The organism is Psychrobacter sp. SCQQ22 (genome assembly GCF_015864605.1).
Taxonomy (GTDB): Bacteria; Pseudomonadota; Gammaproteobacteria; order Pseudomonadales; family Moraxellaceae; genus Psychrobacter; species Psychrobacter fozii.
This window is the reverse complement of sequence record NZ_JADYWZ010000001.1, coordinates 500362-522219: the sequence shown is the minus strand read 5'-3', so window position 1 is coordinate 522219 and position 21858 is coordinate 500362. Positions and strand designations below refer to the sequence as shown.

At 41.5% G+C, this 21858-nt stretch carries 14 protein-coding genes; 7 read left to right on the top strand and 7 right to left on the bottom strand.

Features of this window, described 5'->3' with window-relative positions; genetic code table 11:
• Positions 1-295 precede the first annotated feature (295 nt).
• Together I6E84_RS02175 and I6E84_RS02170 are read left to right on the top strand one after the other, a co-directional pair.
• Positions 296-2344: a WG repeat-containing protein gene (locus I6E84_RS02175; protein WP_197215818.1), complete on the top strand. Its 2049-nt coding sequence runs from the start codon at positions 296-298 to the stop codon at positions 2342-2344.
• Between the two features lie 101 nt (positions 2345-2445).
• A complete protein-coding gene (locus tag I6E84_RS02170) occupies positions 2446-3402 on the top strand; it encodes a WG repeat-containing protein (protein WP_197215816.1) in 957 nt (318 codons plus the stop codon).
• Positions 3403-3721: 319 nt separating this feature from the next.
• On the opposite strand, the gene I6E84_RS02165 is transcribed toward I6E84_RS02170, so the two are convergent.
• The 5 genes from I6E84_RS02165 to I6E84_RS02145 all read right to left on the bottom strand — a co-directional run bounded on the left by I6E84_RS02165 (position 3722) and on the right by I6E84_RS02145 (position 10143).
• Positions 3722-5257 carry an alanine/glycine:cation symporter family protein gene (locus tag I6E84_RS02165; protein ID WP_197215814.1) on the bottom strand — a complete coding sequence of 512 codons (1536 nt, stop codon included), beginning with the start codon at positions 5255-5257 and terminating at the stop codon, positions 3722-3724.
• Between the two features lie 383 nt (positions 5258-5640).
• A complete protein-coding gene (locus I6E84_RS02160; RefSeq protein ID WP_197215812.1) occupies positions 5641-6387 on the bottom strand; it encodes a type 1 glutamine amidotransferase in 747 nt (248 codons plus the stop codon).
• A gap of 105 nt (positions 6388-6492) precedes the next feature.
• Positions 6493-7749: a serine hydroxymethyltransferase gene (gene glyA / locus I6E84_RS02155; protein WP_197215810.1), complete on the bottom strand. Its 1257-nt coding sequence runs from the start codon at positions 7747-7749 to the stop codon at positions 6493-6495.
• Between the two features lie 467 nt (positions 7750-8216).
• Positions 8217-8720 carry a chorismate--pyruvate lyase family protein gene (locus I6E84_RS02150; protein WP_197215808.1) on the bottom strand — a complete coding sequence of 168 codons (504 nt, stop codon included), beginning with the start codon at positions 8718-8720 and terminating at the stop codon, positions 8217-8219.
• 43 nt (positions 8721-8763) lie between these two features.
• Positions 8764-10143 (bottom strand): GNAT family N-acetyltransferase, encoded by a 1380-nt coding sequence (locus I6E84_RS02145; RefSeq protein WP_197215806.1) that lies wholly within the window; start codon positions 10141-10143, stop codon positions 8764-8766.
• A 626-nt stretch (positions 10144-10769) separates the two neighbouring features.
• Between I6E84_RS02145 and I6E84_RS02140 the strand changes: the two genes are divergently transcribed.
• From I6E84_RS02140 to I6E84_RS02125, 4 genes are all read left to right on the top strand, one after another.
• Positions 10770-12989 (top strand): NADP-dependent isocitrate dehydrogenase, encoded by a 2220-nt coding sequence (locus I6E84_RS02140; RefSeq protein ID WP_197215805.1) that lies wholly within the window; start codon positions 10770-10772, stop codon positions 12987-12989.
• A gap of 493 nt (positions 12990-13482) precedes the next feature.
• Entirely contained in the window at positions 13483-14094 is a 612-nt protein-coding gene (locus tag I6E84_RS02135; RefSeq protein ID WP_110921804.1) for a pseudouridine synthase, read from the top strand.
• 155 nt (positions 14095-14249) lie between these two features.
• Positions 14250-15125: a hypothetical protein gene (locus I6E84_RS02130; protein ID WP_110921805.1), complete on the top strand. Its 876-nt coding sequence runs from the start codon at positions 14250-14252 to the stop codon at positions 15123-15125.
• Positions 15126-15264: 139 nt separating this feature from the next.
• Positions 15265-16074, top strand: coding sequence for a DUF305 domain-containing protein (locus tag I6E84_RS02125; RefSeq protein ID WP_110921806.1), 810 nt, complete (start codon positions 15265-15267; stop codon positions 16072-16074).
• A 184-nt stretch (positions 16075-16258) separates the two neighbouring features.
• Here I6E84_RS02125 and I6E84_RS02120 read toward each other — a convergent pair whose 3' ends face one another.
• Positions 16259-18307, bottom strand: coding sequence for a M61 family metallopeptidase (locus I6E84_RS02120; protein ID WP_197215804.1), 2049 nt, complete (start codon positions 18305-18307; stop codon positions 16259-16261).
• Between the two features lie 334 nt (positions 18308-18641).
• Between I6E84_RS02120 and I6E84_RS02115 the strand changes: the two genes are divergently transcribed.
• Positions 18642-19127 (top strand): FKBP-type peptidyl-prolyl cis-trans isomerase, encoded by a 486-nt coding sequence (locus I6E84_RS02115; RefSeq protein WP_194195977.1) that lies wholly within the window; start codon positions 18642-18644, stop codon positions 19125-19127.
• Positions 19128-19647: 520 nt separating this feature from the next.
• Here I6E84_RS02115 and I6E84_RS02110 read toward each other — a convergent pair.
• On the bottom strand, positions 19648-21858 hold the full coding sequence (locus I6E84_RS02110; protein ID WP_197215803.1) for a carboxy terminal-processing peptidase: 2211 nt from the start codon (positions 21856-21858) through the stop codon (positions 19648-19650).

Sequence of the window (21858 nt, the reverse complement as noted above, 5' to 3'; positions counted from 1 at the left end):
CATTAGACTGAGTTGATGTGAATAAGCCCCGATTATATTTTTATAATCGGGGCTTTTACTTTCTGTATTTTGACGTTACTTATTGGAGCCAATACCAAGCCCAAATTTTTAACCTTTCCTCAATACCAAAATCCCCCTACAAAAATTAATCTAGATGGCATCTCTTCATTTAAAAATGGTGATAAGTTGTAGTAAAGCCAAACATGCAACTGACTTAGATACGCCTATATATTTCTCTGGACTTAATTTAGTCGTCCACTTATTATCAAACTAATGACGACTATTGCAGATTCTTATGAATTCAAACCTTATTCTATCTAAATTACCTATCGTCCTCGCTCTAGCGACAGTGTTCTGCGCAGTGCCAACGTGGGCAGATGACTCATCTATAGGGATATGTCAGAAACCTCCTGTAGCAGGCTACGATAGTGTTGATTGCTTAAGCGAAGGACTTGCTGTCGTTATACGCTCTACCTTTGAACATCCATATTTTTATCACAAACATGGTTATATTGATACCTCAGGTCAAATCGTGGTGCCACTACAATATGATAAGGCTAGATCTTTTCAAGAAGGACTCGCAGCTGTTGCGACGTCTCGTCCATTGACAAATATAGCCATGCTATATAAATGGGGGTTTATCAATAAAAATGGTGAACTTATTGCTCCACTACAATATGAAAATGTTAAATCTTTTTCTGAAGGTTTAGCCATGGTTGAGAAAAACAGTAGTAGCGGGTTTATCAATAAAACTGGAGAGGAAGTCATCTCACTACAATATAGTCAAGCTAGCTCTTTTTCTGAAGGCGTGGCAAGCGTTCAAAAAGGTGATAAATGGGGTTTTATTAATAGAGCTGGAGAGATTGTTATCCCTATCCAGTATGACTATGCAAACTCTTTTTCTGAAGAATTAGCCCTCGTCGAAAAAGACGGCAAGTATGGTTTTATCAATAGGCAGGGTGATGAAGTTATCCCTCTACAATATGGCTATGCAACCTCTTTTAATGAGGGTTTAGCCAGCGTATCAATGACAGAATACTATCCATCATCAGAGTATAATTATGGATTTATTGATAAGAAAGGAGATTTTGTCATTCCAGAGCAGTATGATCATGCTTATGCCTTTGATAACGGTGTAGCTCGGGTGGTCAAAGGAGACAAATGGAGTCTAATCGACCCAAGTGGCAATAGAGTCACTTCTACAAAATATAGTGCTATTGAAAATTTTAATGAAGGGCTAGCACGCGTTGAGAAGGATGATAGATTTGGCTTTATTAATAGATCAGGATATGAGGTTATACCTACAGAATACGATTATATGGAGAGCTTCGATCAAGGATTAGTCATCGTCACTAGAGAAGAAAAAGAAGGTGTTATAAATAATGTAGGAAAAGTCATTGTGCCCGTGCAGTTTGACCATATCTCCTACACTGCCGACGGTATCATACATGTCTCTCAAGCAGATAAACATGGATTCATCGATAGATCAGGTACTGTTATTTCACCCCTACAGTACGATGAGGCCAGTGTCTTTATTGATGGTTTAGCACGGGTTAAAAAAGACGGCAAATATGGCTTTATTGATAGAACTGGCAACGCTGTTATTCCTTTGCAATACGAGGCTGCCTTAGACTTTAATGAAGGCCTTGCTGCAGTTACCAAAAACGGTAAATCAGGTTTTATAGATAATACAGGAGCTATCATAATCCCTCTACAGTACGATGATGCTTGGCATTTTGATAAAGGCTTATTGGCAGTTGATACAGAAGATATGATGGGAATCATCGACAAAACTGGACAAGTCGTCATTCCCTTAGAATACGATAACATTGATACATTCAAAGAAGGTTTAGCTTCGGCCCAAAAAGAAGGATTATGGGGCTTTATTGATACTGAAAATAAAACCGTTGTTCCCTTCAAATACGATAAGGTCGAGCCTTTTGTTAGTGATATGGCTCTCGTTACCAAGAGCAATAAGGTAGGTTTAGTAAATAAGTCAGGCCAAGAGATAGTGCCAGTACAATTTAATGATCTTAAGTTTTTAGATTTAACGTATATTAATTTTTTGGATGAAGCTCTGAAAGGTGCTACGACCTTTGAATTAGAAGATGAGCAAGGTAACCCTATAGCTGTAGCAGACAACAAAACGCATTTTTCAGAAGATAGTCTATGGTACTTTGAAGGAGACATCACTAGTGTGAAACAAGACGCGCAGTTAGGATATCTCGATAATGATATCGCCATTATTCCGCAGAACCAAGGCGCTATAAAGCCTTTCAATAAAGGCATCATACTTGTCAAAAAAGAAGGTAGTATATTTTATATCAAAGCAGAAGTGAGCTGATTAAAGCGTAAGATGTTTAGGCTTTGTTCGATAACTCTGGTACTAACATCGATTCAATAACTAAATAAGCTCTCTTCTTTCTCGAAATAAATGGGATACCAATGACTAGATCTCTCTCACTTTTTAAGTTAAGCATAATTTTTGTATTACTTACCACTCTATTCGCCAATAGTGCTTGGTCAGATGAACTGTGTGAAAAACCACAAAATAAAAGTTACGAATATACGCAATGCTTGAATGAAGGTTTAGCCATTGTCAGTAAAGATGGTAAGTACGGTTTTATAGACAACACAGGCTCAACTATTATTGAAATGCATTACGATGATGTATCGTCATTTAATGATGGTTTGGCTCAAGTAACGAAGGGCAATAAAAGTGGATTCATCAATAAAAAAGGAAATATTATAATTCCTCTTGAATATAATTATGCCGACTCTTTCAAGGAGGGCTTAGCAAGTGTCAGTAACAGCACTAAATATGGTTTCATTAATAAAAATGGCAAAGTCATCATTCCATTTGAATATGACCAAGCATGGTCGTTTAACAATGGTTTAGCTCGAGTTAAGAGCAATAATAAATATGGTTTTTTAGATACCAGCGGAAAAGAAGTGATACCAGTTCAATACCTCGAAACATATTATTTTGAACAAGGTTTAGTACTGCTTAGAAAAGGTGATAAACGAGGTTTTGCTAATAAAAATGGAGATATTATCGTCCCATTAAAGTATGACTATGCAGAGTCATTTACTAAAGAAGGTTTAGCTGTCGTGCAAGAAGAAGATAAAAGTGGTTTTATCGATACAATGGGGCATGTAGTTATACCATTAAAATACGATGATGCCTCATCTTTTCGAGATGGACTAGCGCTTGTTAGAAGTGGTAAGAAATATGGCTTTATCGATAATGTTGGCACAATGGTCATTCCTTTTCAATATAATGCTGCACAATCATTTAATAAAGGATTCGCGTTTGTAGCAATAGACGATGAATGGATTGAAATCGATAAATCAGGTAAAACTATAAGAAATGTTATTTTTATAGGGTGTTGTACTAAATAAGTTATAAGTATAAAAATAATATACAAACGTATGGCTGTCATAGCTAAAAAACTAAACCAGACAACCACAAAAAAAACTGCCTAGCACAAGCTAAGCGATTTTTCGTTTAACCAGCACTTAATCAGAGCTAACCAAATCAGTACAGGGTTAAGCTTACTGGTTTTTTTCGTAAACTGGCAATTCTGCGTAAATCGCCTCTACCTAAAGTCTAATAGCTATCTAGCAAATAACAAATACTAGCCATCGAAAAGCCCGCCAAGACTAATCTTGGCGGGCTTTTTTAATTATCAAGTTATAATAAAGTGTTCAATCAAACTCATTATTTATACTTTTTAATTTCACCACTTTTCACACGAGCTATGAAAGAATTAACCTCTTTTTTCACAATTGGCATCAAGAAGTATAGACCGATGATGTTAAAGATCGCCATAGCGAACAGAGCCGCATCTGAGAAGTCGATAACAAAGCTAAACTGTACGATGGTACCGATAACAACGAAGACTAAGAAGATAAGTTTGTATATCATCTCGCCGCCTTTACCTTCACCAAAGAGGTAAGTCCAAGCTTTTAGACCATAATATGACCATGAAATCATCGTTGAAAAAGCAAACAATAATACCGCGACAGCTAGGAAATACTGGAAGATAGGCGCCGTTTCCATAAAGGCAGCACGGGTTAGATCCACACCAGTGAGCGCTTGGGTTTGCAAGTTTGCGACAGTGTTCACCCCAGAGATAGTAATAACGAGCGCCGTCATAGTACAGATAACAACCGTATCAATGAAAGGCTCTAACAGCGCTACTAAACCTTCAGTAGCAGGCTCTTTGGTTTTTACCGCTGAGTGAGCAATAGCAGCTGAACCAACACCTGCTTCGTTAGAGAAAGTCGCACGTTTTAAACCTTGAATTAACGCGCCAATAAAGCCACCAGCCACGCCAGCACCAGTGAAGGCACCCGTGAAAATCTCGCCAAATGCGGCGCCGATATGATTAAAGTTTGCAACCAGTACGATGACACTCATTGTGATATACAATAAAGCCATAAAGGGTACGACTTTTTCGGTAACGGTTGCAATGCGCGGCATACCACCAATGATAACCATACCGACCAAAAACGCTAAACCAATACCAAAGAATATACTGTAATCCGTTGGAATGCTAAAAGTAGAGCTCATGACTGCAAAGGCTTGGTTACCCTGAAACATGTTACCAGCACCAAAAGTGGCCAATATACACATAAGGGCAAAACCGACGGCTAACACCTTACCAAATCCACCCATACCACGTTCAGCCATACCGCGGCTTAGGTAATACATAGGTCCACCTGATACGGCACCAGAAGGCAGGATCGTACGGTATTTAACACCTAACGTACACTCTACAAACTTGGTCGCCATACCGAACAGACCAACCATGATCATCCAAAAGGTAGCACCAGGTCCACCAATGGCGAGTGCTGCACCGACACCAGCAATATTACCAAGACCAACTGTACCTGACAAAGCAGTAGCTAGTGCTTGAAAATGGCTAACCTCGCCTTCTTCTTTGACAGCAGGGTTTGGATCAGTATATTTGCCTCTGACAATATCTAAAGACAGGCCTATATGGCGAAACTGAATAAAGCCAAAATAAAAGGTAAAGACTAATGCGGCAACTAACAACCAGCCTACAATTAGCGGAAAGCTTACTTCACCAAGAGGTACTGAAAAGAAAATAAGATCAACGAACCAGCCAAATATATTGGCCATAAAGCCATCGAGGCCAGCACCAAATGCTGCTAAACCTGATTGTTCTTCTGCTTGCGCAATAGTAGTACTAAGTAATAGGATCGTTGCGACTAAATATTGTTTTTTCATATAAATTCCTTTAGTGAAAATAATATTCATATAATCATTTACAGCGATACTGATACAAAGTGTAATTATTTATTATACTTTGTATCAGTATTATTACTAAATGTTCAATGTCGACTATATACTAATAATTTTATATAAACAAAAACATTTGCATATTTTTCTCAATTAAACATCAACTTAGCGCTTTAAAGCTGACAGCCATGATCAATCAAACTCACTATAATTATCGAAAAATGTCGGTAGCTATTCTTAGTATAAACAACAGACCTAAATATCATTGAAAGGGCGACATGACAATCTCAACACAGATTTGCATTACATGATCTAATTTTCTGAAATTTTAATCCTTTCATTTATAGCGGACTTTTATCGTCTACAAACCCTTAACCATACTTTACTAGGTTATCCAGCATTATAGAAAGCCATGCATTGTTATCTGCAATATACGTGTCCCCTAGCTCTAGGATTTCATCACCCGCTTGAACTGTGTGAGGATAGTCAGTCATGGCGTCTTGTATATAATCCTGCCCATGCATCACCATATCCACCATACTATTTTTAGTCACTTCGAAATGACATTGCCAACCAAGCACCCACGTACCTAACTCTTTATGTTTTGGCGTTTGATAGATAAAACCTTGATTGTCCCAAGCGTTTGATTTTGCAATTGCAGTCGCACCTTGAGGACACTCAAAACCATCGCCATGCCAATGAAAAACCGTAAACTCTTGCTTTGGTAAATCTTTTAGTAACTGATGCTCTAAGCCTTTTTTGGTTAATTGAATTGGCATCCAACCAACCTCTTTTATACCTGACGGAGCAACTTTTGCCCCCAAAATATCCGCTATTAACTGCGCCCCTAAGCAAACACCAACTACTGTTTTTCCTTCTTTGATACTTTGCTGAATAAAGGCCTTCTCATCCGCTAGCCATTGAAAGTCAGCTTCATCATGAATGCTCATTGGCCCGCCCATAATAACCAACCAATCAAAACTGTCTTGAGAAGGCAATGAGTCATTTTCGTAAAAACGAGTGACAGTAATGCTATGACCTTGATTATCTGCCCACTGTTTAATATAGCTGAGTTCTTCAAAATCAACATGGTATAGAGCATGAATACGTAGCGTCATTGAATTATCCTTTTATTAAAAAAGAAAAACCGCCTAGCAAAAGCTAAGCGGTTTTTTATTGTACAACTCTGAATCAGAGCTGGCTAAATCAGTATAGATTTGAGCTTACTGGTTTTTTTCGTAAACTGGCAATTCTGCACAAATCGCTTCTACTTTACCGCGTACTTCAGTAGCGACCGCTTCGTCACCACGGCTGTCTAGTACGTCACAGATCCAACCTGCCAACTCGCCCGCTTGTGCTTCGTTGAAGCCGCGAGTAGTAATGGCTGGTGTACCGATACGGATACCAGACGTTACGAACGGAGATTTTGGATCGTTTGGTACAGCGTTTTTGTTCACAGTGATGTGAGCTTCGCCAAGCCATTTGTCCGCTTCTTTACCCGTCATTTCTTGCTTAACTAGGCTGATCAGCATTAGATGGTTTTCAGTACCGCCAGAGATGACTTCATAGCCGCGCTCTTGAACGACTTTTGCCATCGCTTGTGCATTTTTAACCACTTGCTGCTGATACGTAGAGAAGCTGTCTTCTAACGCTTCTTTGAAGCAAACCGCTTTAGCAGCGATAACATGCATCAACGGGCCACCTTGGTTGCCTGGGAATACAGCAGAGTTTAGCTTCTTCGCAAGCACTTCGTCACGAGACAAAATCATACCTGAGCGTGGGCCACGTAGGGTTTTGTGCGTAGTAGTAGTGACCACATCAGCGAATGGTACTGGGCTTGGATAAACGCCACCAGCCACTAGGCCTGCAACGTGAGCCATATCTACTAACAGATAAGCGCCTACTTCGTCCGCGATGTCACGGAAACGCTGCCAATCGACTACTTGTGAGTATGCTGAAAAACCAGCAATAATCATTTTAGGCTTGTGCTCACGTGCTAGAGCATCTACTTGGTCATAATCGATAAGACCAGTACCATCTACCAAACCATACTGTACGGCATTGTAGTTCAAGCCTGAAAAGTTGATGTGCGCGCCATGCGTCAAGTGACCACCAGCGTCTAGGCTCATGCCCAATACCGTGTCATTGGCTTCTAGCAATGCTAAAAATACCGCTGAGTTTGCTTGGCTACCAGAATGTGGTTGAACGTTCACATACTCTGCACCGAACAACTCTTTAGCACGGTCAATGGCCAATTGCTCTACGACGTCTACATGCTCACAACCACCGTAATAACGCTTACCAGGATAGCCTTCAGCGTATTTGTTGGTTAGGTCAGTACCTTGTGCTTCCATCACTGCTTGTGAGCAGTAGTTTTCAGAAGCGATAAGCTCGATGTGGTTTTCTTGACGAACGCTTTCTGCGGCCATCGCTTCAGCAAGTACTGGATCAAAACTTTGAAGAGAGATATTTTTAAACATATTTAATGTCCTAAGTAGTGACTGTCATTGAAAAAATGTCGTTTAAAAGAAGCTTATAGCCTGCCCACAATAAAACAACTACTGCATCAACGTCGCTAGAAGTACGCGTGATACCTCTGCACTTTTTTTCAGCAATCTATTGTTTTTCGGCAATCTGTTTTATGGTATGACCATTATTGTGAATGGGGTCTATTAGCAGAGATTAAAACAAGAATAAATGCAAGCGAGTGGCCCGCCATGAAGTTGTCCAATTCGGCAATAAATTCGATACACGTATGTACCGATATCATCGCTAAAGATTAAGTGTAACATGAAAATTTGTGCTGCGAACGCAAAAAAACCTCACCTTAAGATGAGGGAATTAAATGACCATATAACACAGATAAATAGCCAATAAAATAAAGGATTTACCTGCTATGAATTCTTGGCGATATGCTGTTTTACACGTATATAGGCATAAAATATTTTTAAGCGTGGCTAGATAAAAATGCAGGGAGGAACGTTTCACTGATCATTAGCGTGCGGCCATACCAATCATAACGGGTTTGCCGTTGCCAACCTGTGGCAGTTTGCTGAATAAATCGCTGATTAGGTAGTGTTCGGCTGCGCTTGAATAGCACATAACCGATGGGTGTGCCTTTGAGCTGTTGTAGACGGCGGGCGCGGCCTTTTAGGCTTGATAGCGGAAAGATACTTTGTGCATCTACCCATGGTAATTCATCATTGCCATAAAGCTGCACCTCACGCACCCAAGCCAACATCGGACGATTAAGCGCAGCACCCTGCAGACCCAATTGCTGCTTTTGTATCAGAGACAGCTGCCGATAGCCCTCAAAACTGCGCTCTACACGCAATGGCTGCCCTGCTTTTACTTCCAACATGGCAGTGAGAGAGCCTTTAGCATTGAGCCACGGTAGTAGCTCACTAGGAGGTGACAGATTATTAAAACAGGACGTTTGAGTACTGGACATAGTTAACGGCTAATTGTGAAGTATTAAATAGGAAAGGCTGATACTAATGGTTCGTATCAAACTCTGGCATATTGTCCGCATTAAATGGCAAGGCCTCAAATGCCTGCTGACGATATTGCGCCATATGCTCACGGTCTTTGCGACAAAAATCTGCAATCGCGGGTACAAAACGTGGATCATAGATACGGTGCAGCGAGTGCGTCGTGGTCGGAATAAAACCACGAATCAGTTTATGCTCCCCTTGCGTACCTGGGTCAAAATACGTCAGACCTTGCTCAATGGCAAACTCGATACCCTGATAGTAGCACAGCTCAAAATGCAAACTGTCGTACTCGCCCAGCGCACCCCAATAGCGCCCATATAAGGTCGCATTATTATCAACATCACCATCAACCTTGTCGCTATCAGGTTTATCGTATAAGAACAGACTGCTAGCAATAATTTCGCCATTATCATTGAGTGCTTGGGCGAGCATCAGATGCTCAGGCATGCTCTGTGCTAATGCCATAAAAAAATCTATCGTCAGATAAGGCTGTTGACCACGCACTGCATACGTCATCACATAGCAGTGATAAAACGCTTTCCAATCAGCATCGGTAATATCCGCCCCACACTTACGCTGACAGCTGATATTTTGCTCAGCAACTTTGCGACGCTCAGCACGGATGGTTTTACGTTTTTTGGCTTTTAGTGTCATTAGAAATGCATCAAAATCTGCGAACGGCTGACTCTCTTGCAGCAAGTCTTTATTTTGCCACAAGAATTGACACCCTTGACGCTCCAATATGGGCATCTCAATAGCAGTTGGCTCTAGGCCATTATCTTGGGCAGCTAATGCCTGCTCTACATCGATATCGGTCGGCAGTACTGCGGTCGCGACAGAGGCGAGCTCAGGCGTGACATACAATCCATGCCAGCTGGATGCGCCTACTTGTTGAGCAATATCATCAACACCTGCGATAGCCGTCTTTATTACTTCTTCACTTAAGGTTTCGCCTGTGGCCAACCACAAGCGCTGACCCGTAATCGGTGTATAAGGAACGCTGCTGACCAATCGCGGATAATAATCAATGCCATAGCGTGCATAGGCTTCTGCCCATGCATGATCAAACACGAACTCACCGCGATGATGACCCTTTATGAATACGGGTAATACCGCAACAGGATGCAATGCACTTCCTTCTACACCGTCTATTGCATTGCCATTGCTGTCTTTTTTGTCGTTGCTGTCGCCACTATCAGCATAATCGGCGACACGGTGCACCAAAATAAATATTGGCAACCAACCTGCCTGCTCACCTATCGCACCCGTGTCTGCCAGCGCCTGCCAAAAGGCAAATGACATAAAAGGCGTATCTGGTGTTTGCCAGTCTGCTTGGCTCTGCCAACTGGTATCATTAATCAGCGCATACTCTAAACTCATACTGTTTGTCATTATTATAGTCGCTATATATTTATCGATAACCGATTGGTTAGTGGCCTAGCCTAGCAAATTTTTGATAGTTTGCTGTCACAATTTGCAAAAATTCATCTATATGCAATAAAAAACCACCTACTATAATAGAGGTGGCTGTGTTTTATAATGATGCTTATATCCTACTCTCCATCTCGTTATAAATGCCAATGAAAAGACAGTAGTTGCATGGAAAAGATGATATCGAAGCTGATGACTGGTAGAATAAGGTTGTTATTAGCTTAATATAATTCAGATACATAGGATATGAGCGAAAACAGTATACTTAGTTCATTATACAAGATTGACATCATAGCCGATTTATAGTGGATTAACTATAATATGAAGTCAGCAGTTCACCTTCAAGCCCTTTTGTATAGGCAGTCAAAGCATCGTACTGTTTTAAGAGGCCTGTTTGATGAACGCTAATAGACGTGCGTAAAAGAAAAATTTAAATGGTCTCCAATATTTCTGAGACCACATATGATGTACTTGATCTAACCACATAGTTCGTTGTTGCATAGTATCATCCGACGATATTCGAATTTATGTGTACGTATTATTTTTAACGACAACTAAAGGGATACCCGATTACAATGTCAAAAATTATCTATACAAAAACTGATGAGGCCCCTGCTCTAGCAACCCTTTCATTCTTGCCTATTGTTGAAGCGTTTACCAAAACGGCAGGGATTGCTGTTGAGACAACTGATATTTCTGTTGCAGCGCGAGTATTGGCTGAATTCCCAGAATATTTGACGGAAGAGCAACGCGTACCAAACAATTTGGCTGAGCTTGGTCGTCTGACACAAGATCCAAACACCAATATCATTAAACTGCCAAACATCAGTGCTTCTGTGCAGCAGCTTAAAGCCTGTATCAAAGAGTTGCAAAGCAAAGGCTTTGCATTACCTGATTTCCCAGAAGATCCAAAAACTGACGAAGAAATAGAACTTCGTAAGCGCTATGGCAAAAGCTTAGGCAGCTCGGTTAACCCTGTATTGCGTGAAGGCAACTCAGATCGCCGCGCCCCTAAAGCCGTTAAAAACTATGCTCGCAAGCATCCGCACTCTATGGGTGAGTGGAAGCAGTGGTCAAGCACGCACGTGTCACACATGCATGGTGGTGATTTTTATGATGGCGAGCAATCTATCACTTTAGACAAAGCTCGTACCGTACGTATGGAGTTGTTACTTGATGACGGTACCAATAAAGTCTTGAAACCTAAGATTGCTTTGCTCGATAAAGAAGTGATTGACTTAATGGTTATGAGCAAACAGGCATTGCTAGACTTTTATGAGCGTGAAATGGAAGATTGCCGCGAAGCCGGTATTCTATTCTCACTACACGTAAAAGCCACGATGATGAAGGTGTCACACCCTATCGTATTTGGTCACGCGGTTCGTATCTACTACAAAGAAGCCTTTGCAAAACATGGCGCGACGTTTGACGAGCTAGGCATTAACGTCAATAACGGCATGGCTGATTTGTTTGACAAAATTGCAACTTTGCCAGCCTCAAAGCGCGAAGAGATTGAGCAAGACTTGCATGCTTGTCAAGAGCATCGCCCACGTCTGGCCATGGTTGATTCTTCAAAAGGCATCACCAACTTCCATTCTCCAAGCGATATTATCGTAGATGCATCAATGCCTGCTATGATTCGTAATGGCGGTAAAATGTGGGGTGCTGATGGCAAACTATATGATTGCAAAGCCGTTATGCCTGAGTCCACCTTTGCCCGTATTTATCAAGAAATGATCAATTTCTGCAAATGGCATGGTAACTTTGATCCAACGACAATGGGTACGGTTCCTAACGTTGGCTTGATGGCGCAAAAAGCAGAAGAGTACGGCTCACACGACAAGACTTTTGAGTCGAGCAACGCTGGTATTGCACGTATTGTTGACGTAGATACTGATGAAGTATTACTCGAAAAACGTGTTGAAAAAGGCGATATCTGGCGCATGTGTCAGGTTAAAGATGATCCTATCCAAGATTGGGTGAAACTGGCTGTTCGCCGTGCGCGCGAATCAGACACGCCTGTTATTTTCTGGTTAGACCCATATCGTCCACATGAGAATGAGCTGATCAAAAAAGTTCAGACATACTTGAAGGATCATGACACTACAGGTCTACACATTGAAATCATGTCACAAGTTCGTGCCATGCGTTATACCCTAGAGCGCGTTGCTCGTGGTCTGGATACCATCTCTGCTACTGGTAACATCTTGCGTGATTACCTAACTGACTTGTTCCCAATTCTAGAGCTAGGCACCAGTGCCAAGATGCTATCAGTCGTACCACTAATGAAAGGTGGTGGTCTGTTCGAAACAGGTGCAGGTGGTTCAGCGCCGAAACACGTTGAGCAGCTCGTAGAAGAAAACCATTTACGTTGGGATTCATTGGGTGAGTTTTTAGCCTTGACCGTATCTTTGGAGCATTTAGCCGAGAACGATAATAATGCTAAAGCCAAAATATTGGCTGACACGCTAGATACAGCGACCGAAAAACTGCTGTTAAATGACAAATCACCATCACGCAAAACAGGTGAATTAGACAACCGTGGTAGTCACTTCTATCTGGCCATGTACTGGGCTGAAGAGCTGGCAGCGCAAGACCAAGATAGCGAGCTAAAAGCACAATTTACACCATTTGCGAAAAAGCTTAAAGACAGCGAAGATGCTATCATCAAAGAGCTTAACCAAGCTCAAGGCAAGCCTGTGGACATCAAAGGCTACTACTATGCCGATGAAGAATTGGCTAAGAAAGCCATGCGTCCAAGTGCTTTGTTTAACGAAACACTGGCATCGCTATAATTTTAAGCGATTGCACTTAGACCATTAAGCTTAATCGCTGTTGGGGTTTATATCCAAAAGCGATTAAGCAAGTTTAAGTCTTAGTAAATCAAACACCTCAACCGTCTTAGGGCGTTGAGGTGTTTTTTATGGTCTTTCACAGCATATCCAAGTTGTATTGGAACGATTATATTGTAGAGCCTTTTTCTGGGTGCCGTCGTACAGCCGATGCCCTCTTATCATCTCAGCAAAAAACATGAGTGGCCCTGTGAACAATAGAAAAACCCTTTATAATAGACGCTTATCTTAATTAGAAAAATATATAGTATCCAAAAAACATGACAAGCCTATCAAAATACGGATGAAATGGAAGCTCCTAGCTCGTACCGTCTTATTTTTTAGCAGGACACGTTATACTCAGGGTGTGTGCTCATTTTTATTTTGAATGTTAGGGTGTATCATCATTTGGATAGTAAGTAATACTGACTCATTTATATTTAGGAAATAGCTGTTTATGTCGACCTCTAGTCTCGTACTATTCAATAAGCCTTATGGCGTGCAAAGTCAGTTCAGAGATGACAGTAATAACAACCACACCACGCTATCGGAGTATTTTACGGACAAATCATTGCGCGTGGCTGGCAGACTTGATGCGACCTCAGAAGGTTTGCTGATTCTGACTGATGATGGTCGAGTAAATAAAGCAATTACCCATCCACCCAAAGCCAATGCTGGGCGGAAACAAGGCAAGACGTATTTAGTACAAGTTGAAGGTATCCCTACGCCTGAGCAGCTTAGTAAGCTCCAAAAAGGTGTGATTCTCAAAGATGGCAAAACCCTGCCTGCTGAGATTAAGCATGTCAGTGAAGATGAATTGCCAATGCCACTCTGGCAACGTGACCCACCGATACGTGAGCGTAAAAGTGTGCCAGACTCATGGTTGATGTTGACTATTTATGAAGGTAAAAATCGCCAAGTAAGGCGCATGACTGCACATGTGGGGCTGCCTTGCTTACGTTTGATACGTTGGTCAGTTGCAGGTTTTGAGCTGGGCGAATTAGCGGTTGGCGAGTCTATACGAGTTCATTTGGATAGTGAGCGCTGTAAGCAGTTGAGTATTACTTGATAGCTGGTTTGCTAGATTACTATTTATTAAAATCATAATTGTCAGAAGTAAATAGCTTAACTACTTATTGTTTGATCTGAATATAGTCAATCTTTGGATTTTAGAAAAATATACATGCTCGCTATCAAAATTTTAAAATTAATGAGGATTTTATTTTGGAAGAAATATTGAACCACCTACAGCTAGGGGTTAATGCTTTTGCATTATTGGTTGCAGGTTGGATATATAGTGCCTATATCAAAAAATTGAAATCAACCATTACCTCAAAAGATGAGCAAATTAAAACTGTAGAAAAAAATATTTTTTTCTTAAAGGATAAAAACTCTGAACTTGAGAAGAAAAGCCCAGAGAACATAGAGAAGATTCTTAACGAAAGGATAAAGATCAGAGAGGAAGAGGTTTTAAGGCTGAATCATGACAAGCAAAAGCATACTGACGAACTAAAATTGAAAACTCAAGAGATAAACCGATTGAGAAGTGAAGTCGAAAAATCTAGAGATATTCGAAAAACAATGGAGCTTCTAGATCTTGACCTCGAAGAAGAAGATGTTGAGTTTAGATTATTTTCATCTGACGCTAAATATGAAATTGAAGAAATGGGAGTTGTTGCAGTTGATAGTGGTCAGTTGATGATAACAGATCCATGCTATATCGATTCAGAATGGCAAGATACTCAATTCGAGGATATCCGCTTGCTAAAGGACAAGGAAACTGCTTCCATTTATCAATTCAGAAAAGATTTCTCTAATTATGAAGACAAAATTGATGGTTTTAGCGAAACGGTTAATGAGCTCATAGCTTCTGGAAGGTTAGAGGAAATAGAGATTGACTACTCTGATAGAGTTGACTTCTCATATGCAGGCGCTTGTTACTCAACGCTATCAGAAAAAGGTTATGGCGCATTGCCTTTCAAACTAGGACATGAAGGTGCAGGAATAGCTGTAAAAACAGTCTTAGGAGATGGTATGTATCCCGTTTATGCAGAGAAATATGATGGAAAAATTATCAGAGTTTACTTTAACCTGATATAAAATCTCCTAGATATATTACGACCTATTAAACATAGCGTCTCGAACGGGTAAGGTTTATCTGCTAAGCTTCGAAACATGAGTGGTTGTCTGCAATAGGTTTCATTCATTTATTATTAAATTTTTATTCTAGGAATACATCATGATTGCTTCTCATCGTTTTTTATTGTTGGCCACCAGTATTTCTGCTGCGCTCATACTGAGTGCCTGTCAGCCGACAACAGAAAACAATGAAGCGACCACTGACGAAGAAGTCACCACGCCAGTGACTGATATAGCAGAGACTCAAGATAAAGCCGAAGCTAATGATTTAGCGGAAAATGAAGACATCATTGACGAAAGCCAAATGACTGATGTGCTCAAAGACTATACAAAATCAATGACTAGAATGCATGATGAAATGATGATCGGCATGGGTTACAACGACCCTGACACTGCCTTCGCTAAAAGCATGCTTGGGCACCACCGTGGCGCGATAGATATGGCAAAAATTCAGCTGAAATATGGTACTGATGAAAAAGTACGTCAGCTTGCCCAAGAGATTATTGACGCTCAACAAGTTGAAATCGATATTTTGAATAAATGGCTTGCCAGCCACCCTGATACAGCCAAACCTAAACCCAATACCGAAGCTATGCAACAAGCCTATGCTAGAAGTATGGATGTCTTGAATGGTGAGATGGTATTAGGTATTGCCGATCCTGTCCCTGACATGGCATTCACGCGCGGCATGCTACCGCATCATCTGGGCGCAGTAGAAATGGCCACTATCCAGCTGAAATATGGTACTGACGAAGAGATGCGTCAACTGGCACAAGATATCATCGACACTCAGCAACCCGAAATCAAACGGATGCAAAATTGGATTGCAGACTCTCAAACAGATGAAAGTACAGAAGATAAGCTTGATGAAGGTGAAGTAGACGCAAAAACTGAAACACCTGACTCTTAGAGACTGAGTTACTTCTGATGTTTTAAGAAAACCCCAAAATATACCGATAGCGTATAACGCAAAACCCCTGTCAAATATGATCATTTAACAGGGGTTTTTATTTTGTATGAATATCCAAACAGAATACTTAGGCAAAGTGACTAAAATAAATAATACTTAAATTAATGCACTCAACTCAATGCCCTTAATTATGATAACGCTCTATCGCATTAAGCCATGGTTGCCAGCCCGCATTACCTGAAGAATTCTCATCACTGGCTCTTGACGCTATATCCTCTTTTGCTAAGTGCAGACTTACTTTATGCGGGAATGCCGTTTCATTAACATCATTCGTACTACCATTAGCACTGGCTGACTGTTGTAATTCCATAGCTGCTTTCGGCAGTACATTGACACATATTAACTCATCGCGGCGAAACAAGTAACATTCAACATTATGTGCTGCATTGCTAAGCGAAGCCAACTGTTTACTATCCGCTTTAATGCCGTCAATCGCCATAATGACATCATGTGCTGAAATCCCAGATCTGGCAGCCGCACTATCACGCTGTACTCGATTAACCTTTAGTCCGGCAGGCGTTTCAGTACAACGCATACCCCACGGCACATGCTTATCAGCGGTCTCTTTGGTATTGGTACGCATGTTAGTACCATTGGCAGCCAACAGCGCCTCAATTGGTAATTCTTCAACACCGTTGACATAACGATGCTCAAAATCTTCCCAATCCTCTAATGGTATAAACTGCCCAATGACCGCACCCATATCAGCACTGCTGATGCCGACACGTTTGTTATCGTTTTGCTTGGCTTGAGTATAAAAGGCCTTGACCACATCAAACAGACGATAGCGACCAGCGCTCTTTTGTAGCAGCGTCAAATCCAAACATAACGCAACCAGCGCCCCTTTATTGTAATAGCTAATACCCGCATTACCCGTATTTTCGTCATTGCGGTATAACTTAATCCAAGCATCAAAGCTCGACTCTGCGACACTTTGATACGCACGCCCAGCGGTTTGATAGTAGCGATTTATTTGCTCAGCCAATAGTTTTAGATAGCTTGATTTGTCAATCACACCTGACGCTTGCAACATAAAGTCATCGATATAAGACGTAAAACCCTCAAACACCCAAAGTAATGGCGTAAAAGCCTCACGGCGCAAATCAACCTCTAGCATGACATCAGGGCGTACTGTTTTGACCCACCATGAATGAAAATACTCATGGCTGCATAAACCTAAAAACCGCTGATAATCTGTGCTTGGTATTTTTGGTTCATCAACACTTGGCAAGTCACGGCGCGGGGTAATCAAGCTGGTAGAATTGATATGCTCAAGGCCACCGTAGTCTTGACCACTGGCAAACGTCATAAACGTGTAATCATGGAAAGGTGCATCACCTAGCCAGCCTAAATACGTCTGGCAAATCTGAGTAATATCCTGCTGCAATCTGCCCATATTGGCATTGTGCTTACCAGCGAGGTAAAAACTATGGTGTAGCGTTTGATGTTCGTTATCTTGAATAATAAAATCAAATTTATCTTGTTCTGCGATTTCAAAAGGATAATCAATCAGCTCGTGATAGCTATCTGCTTGTAGTCCGTAAGCATGCTGACCATCGAGTTTCAAATGGGTAGATTTTAAACCAGATGCCAGAACAACACGCGCTTCTTCTTTGTCTGTAAAAAACGCGGCCGGAATGATTAAGCTCACATTGACAGATGTATGCTCTTGCCCCTCAACCGCTAAGGCAAGCGAGGTGAAATTCCCATATAAGCGTTGCTGATCCACGTAAGCAGTACGCACAGATAGGTCATAACAGTACACTTCATAGTGAACCTCTACTGTCTGCCCTGTCTCTACTTGAGGTAGCTGCCAAGTATGTTTGTCTATTTTCTGCGCACGATAAGTCTCAAGTGGTGTACCACTATCCGTTGTTTGGCTAGTTGTTTTGCTATCTGTTGCTTGACTATCTAACACCTGATAGTGCACGGCGGTGATGTTGCGGGCAAACTCACGCATCAGATAACTACCCGGTATCCATGCTGGCAACCAAAGCTGAGGAGAACTGGCCGTTGCCGTAAAGCTCAGCGACACATCGATCAAATGCTCAAAGAAACGATCAAAATTGAAACGATAACTGATATCAGCGATTACGTTGGCATCGTTAGCACTATCATTGTTGGTATTGCTATCTATGAGTTTATTATTCGCAGTATTGGTAGCGGAAGTCATTGTCTTTTTCATCCTTGTTTTTATCATTATGTTAGAAGCCCTTACTCAAAAACGCAACCGCCAAACCACGAATACCCAATAGCTCACCCTAAACTGCTTAAAACAGCGTTTATTTCGATAAAATGTGATATTTATTAAGATTAAATGGCATTTTTTCTTGTTTTTACCTTGAAAGTTATATGCGCCATCTCAATTAAAGATGCTAACTGCTAAAGTTACTTTAATAAACTGATGATAATTGACTCATGACGTGGCTATTTGGCCTGCTAATTGGATTTTTTAGGTTTATTGCAACCGTATTTAATTTTTTACACAGATATATTTAGGATAATTTATGACTACTATCGCAAAAGATACCGCCGTCAAATTCAATTACACACTAAAAGACGACGAAGGCAACATTCTTGACCAATCACCAGAAGGTCAACCACTTGCTTATTTGCATGGCCATAGCAACATCATCCCAGGCCTAGAGCAACAGCTAGAAGGTAAATCTGCTGGCGAACAAGTCAATGCAGTTGTTGAACCTGCTGATGGCTACGGCGAGTATCAAGAGCAAGCAGTACAACACGTACCACGTGACAACTTCCAAGGCGTTGAAGACATCCAACCTGGTATGCAGTTTCAGTCAGAAGCTGGTGGCCAAGTAATGCTAGTTACCGTTACTGCTGTAAACGATGAAGAAGTAACCGTTGATGCAAACCATCCATTGGCTGGTAAGCGTTTGACGTTTGACGTTGAAATCCAAGAAGTACGTGCAGCAACTGAAGACGAGCTAAACCATGGCCATGTACATGGTGCTGGTGGCGTTGAGCACTAATCTCTTCTAGAGAATAGTAAGAAAGGATGAGGCGGTAAGTCACCAATGTGGCTGTCTTTTCATCTAAAAAGGGTCAGTAGCCATCGCTACTGACCCTTTTTTGCGCCTACAGTTTATAAAAAATACTGCTGAGACGATATTGCGTCAGATAAGCTTGCAGCCAAAAAATCTATCAATTGCAGTGGCTTTCCTTCAGACGTAACAAAGCCGCATAACGACAAGCGTTATGCGGCTTTTATCACTAACCATCCATGTCATCGCTATAAGATACCTAATCCCGGGGCATCTTATAACTATTCGGGCATCCAGCCCTATCATCCCTAACCAGCAAACCACCTATCCTTGATGCGACCTGTAAGATACCAATCCCTAGTACCAATGAACCTTTTCGTTCAGCCGTGCCGTACAGTTATAATCGCAGATTGCCCCATGGTTAGTAAGAGGTATAAACGTCAATCCATGTAAGCATATGCTTACATGGATTTGAATAATACATTTTTGCTATTCACAGCACTGTTGCTTATAGCTTCTCTTGAGGACTAAGCAACGCTTTCGGTTCAGCGCTCAGCATGACATAAGCGGCTTCATTGATGAAGGCTTCGTCTTCAGGTAACTCTGGACGTTCACTAGCCTTCATGCGACTGCGTTCTTCAAATTTTGCATCCATTGCCGCTTGATAAGTATTCCAGTTGGCATAAGGACGCTCACCAGTTGCGATAAGACGTTTGTTCTCAGCTTCCAACGAACGTTTTTCAATCAGTTGCATTTTGGCTCGGCGACTATTGATATCGAGTTGGATAGGTTTTTTCTCATCTTCCATATCACGAATATCATTTAGCGCTGATAAATAGACAAACTGTGGATTTTGCTCTTGACGGATTTTGGATTGCTGATTGAGTGTCGCTAATGTATCGTTAGTAAACTTGCCTTCAGGCTTATAAGGGGCTGTTTTGATGGTATCCCACGGTAAGGCTTTTTTCTGTGCACGCTCACCAAAGGTAGCATCATCATAGATATTGACCAGTTCAACATCAGGCACCACGCCTTTATTCTGCGTACTACCGCCAGTAATACGATAGAATTTACGCTGCGTTAAAGTGGCTGAGCCTAGCGCTAAACTATCCAATTGAATTTGGGCAGAGCCTTTACCTGTCGTCGTACTACCGACGACCAGACCGCGACCATAATCTTGAATAGCAGCCGCAAATATCTCACTGGCTGACGCAGATGCTAAGTTGGTAATGACCGTCATGTTGCCACTATAAAGTTGCTCGCCGCCATCATCATCACGGTAGACTTGAATATTGCCACGATTGTCACGAATTTGCACCATCGGCCCGCTCTTAATAAAGAAGCCAAGCATTCTGGCGACTTCATCTAACGAGCCACCTGGGTTATTACGTAGATCGACAACCAAACCATCAATGTTTTCTTTATTGAGCTCTTTTAGTGCTTTTTCGGTATCGATACTGACGCTACGGTAGTCTTCACCGTTGCGGCGGGCTTGATAATTCAGATAAAAACTTGGAATCTCAAGAACACCGATACGTTTTGGTGTTTTATCAATATTAGGACGCTGTACTTCTACAACACGATGGGTAACACCTGATTCTTCTTGTTTAATAATATCACGGACGACCGTGACGTTACGGGCGCTAGCATCAGGAGTATTAGGCTGACGTACTTTGATGGTCACTGAGGTTCCGCGCTTACCACGAATCAAACTCACAATCTCACGCGTTGACCAGCCAACCACATCGGTCATGGTTTCACCGTCTTTTGCGATACCAACGATCAAATCATTTGGCTTGATTTGTCCAGATTTAGCCGCTGGACCACCATCTACTAAAGTGACAATTCGAGTATAATCTGGGTTTTTACGGTCTGGACGGATAGAAACGCCAATCCCTTCTAGTTGTAGACTAGATTGAATTTGCAGCTCAGTCGCCTGAATCGGTGCATAGTAATTGCTGTGTGGATCGTAAGTCAGCATTGCTGTATTTAGGACCGTTTCCATGATCTCATCATTGGTAAGGCGTTTTGACTGCTCTTGCTGACGCGATAAACGGTTTTGTAAAATCTCGCTCGGGGTACGCTGATCATTGCGAACCAAATCTTGTCCACGCGTAATATCTGGATTACTTAAAAACACTTCTTCTTTAGCTTTTTCGTCTTCTTGACCCAGTGTGATACTCATTAAACTAAATTTTAACTGACGCGCCCAATAATCACGCTGCTCTTTTTTGGTTTTGAAATGATTGAGTTTTTCACGGTCGAGTACGATGGTGTCTTTGCCAGTCAAATCGATCTTCGTTTTTAGCATTTTACTTGCCATCGCAAAATACTCATTTGAACGTTTGCGATATCGCTCGAAAACATATACGCCTGCAGATAAATCACCCTGTTTGAGACGAGCACCGAAGTCATCGGCATATTTTTTCTTAAACTCATCGACATCGGACTGCAAAAACAAAGTATGGTTTGGATCAAGGCTATCAATATACATAGACAGAATCTCGCTACCCGTTTTGCTGTCGAGCGGCTGATTCAGATAATGACTACGGTCCAGCAATGCCGCTACTTGGCGAGTGGTAACTTTTTGTTCGGGAGTTTGCACGAAGCTTTCAGTGTTGGTATCGGCGACTGCCGTTCCATAGCTCTGGGTAAGAATAATACCGGCGATGCCCACTGACGCTGCACTGAGTAACCACTGTGCTGGTTGTTTTTTCAT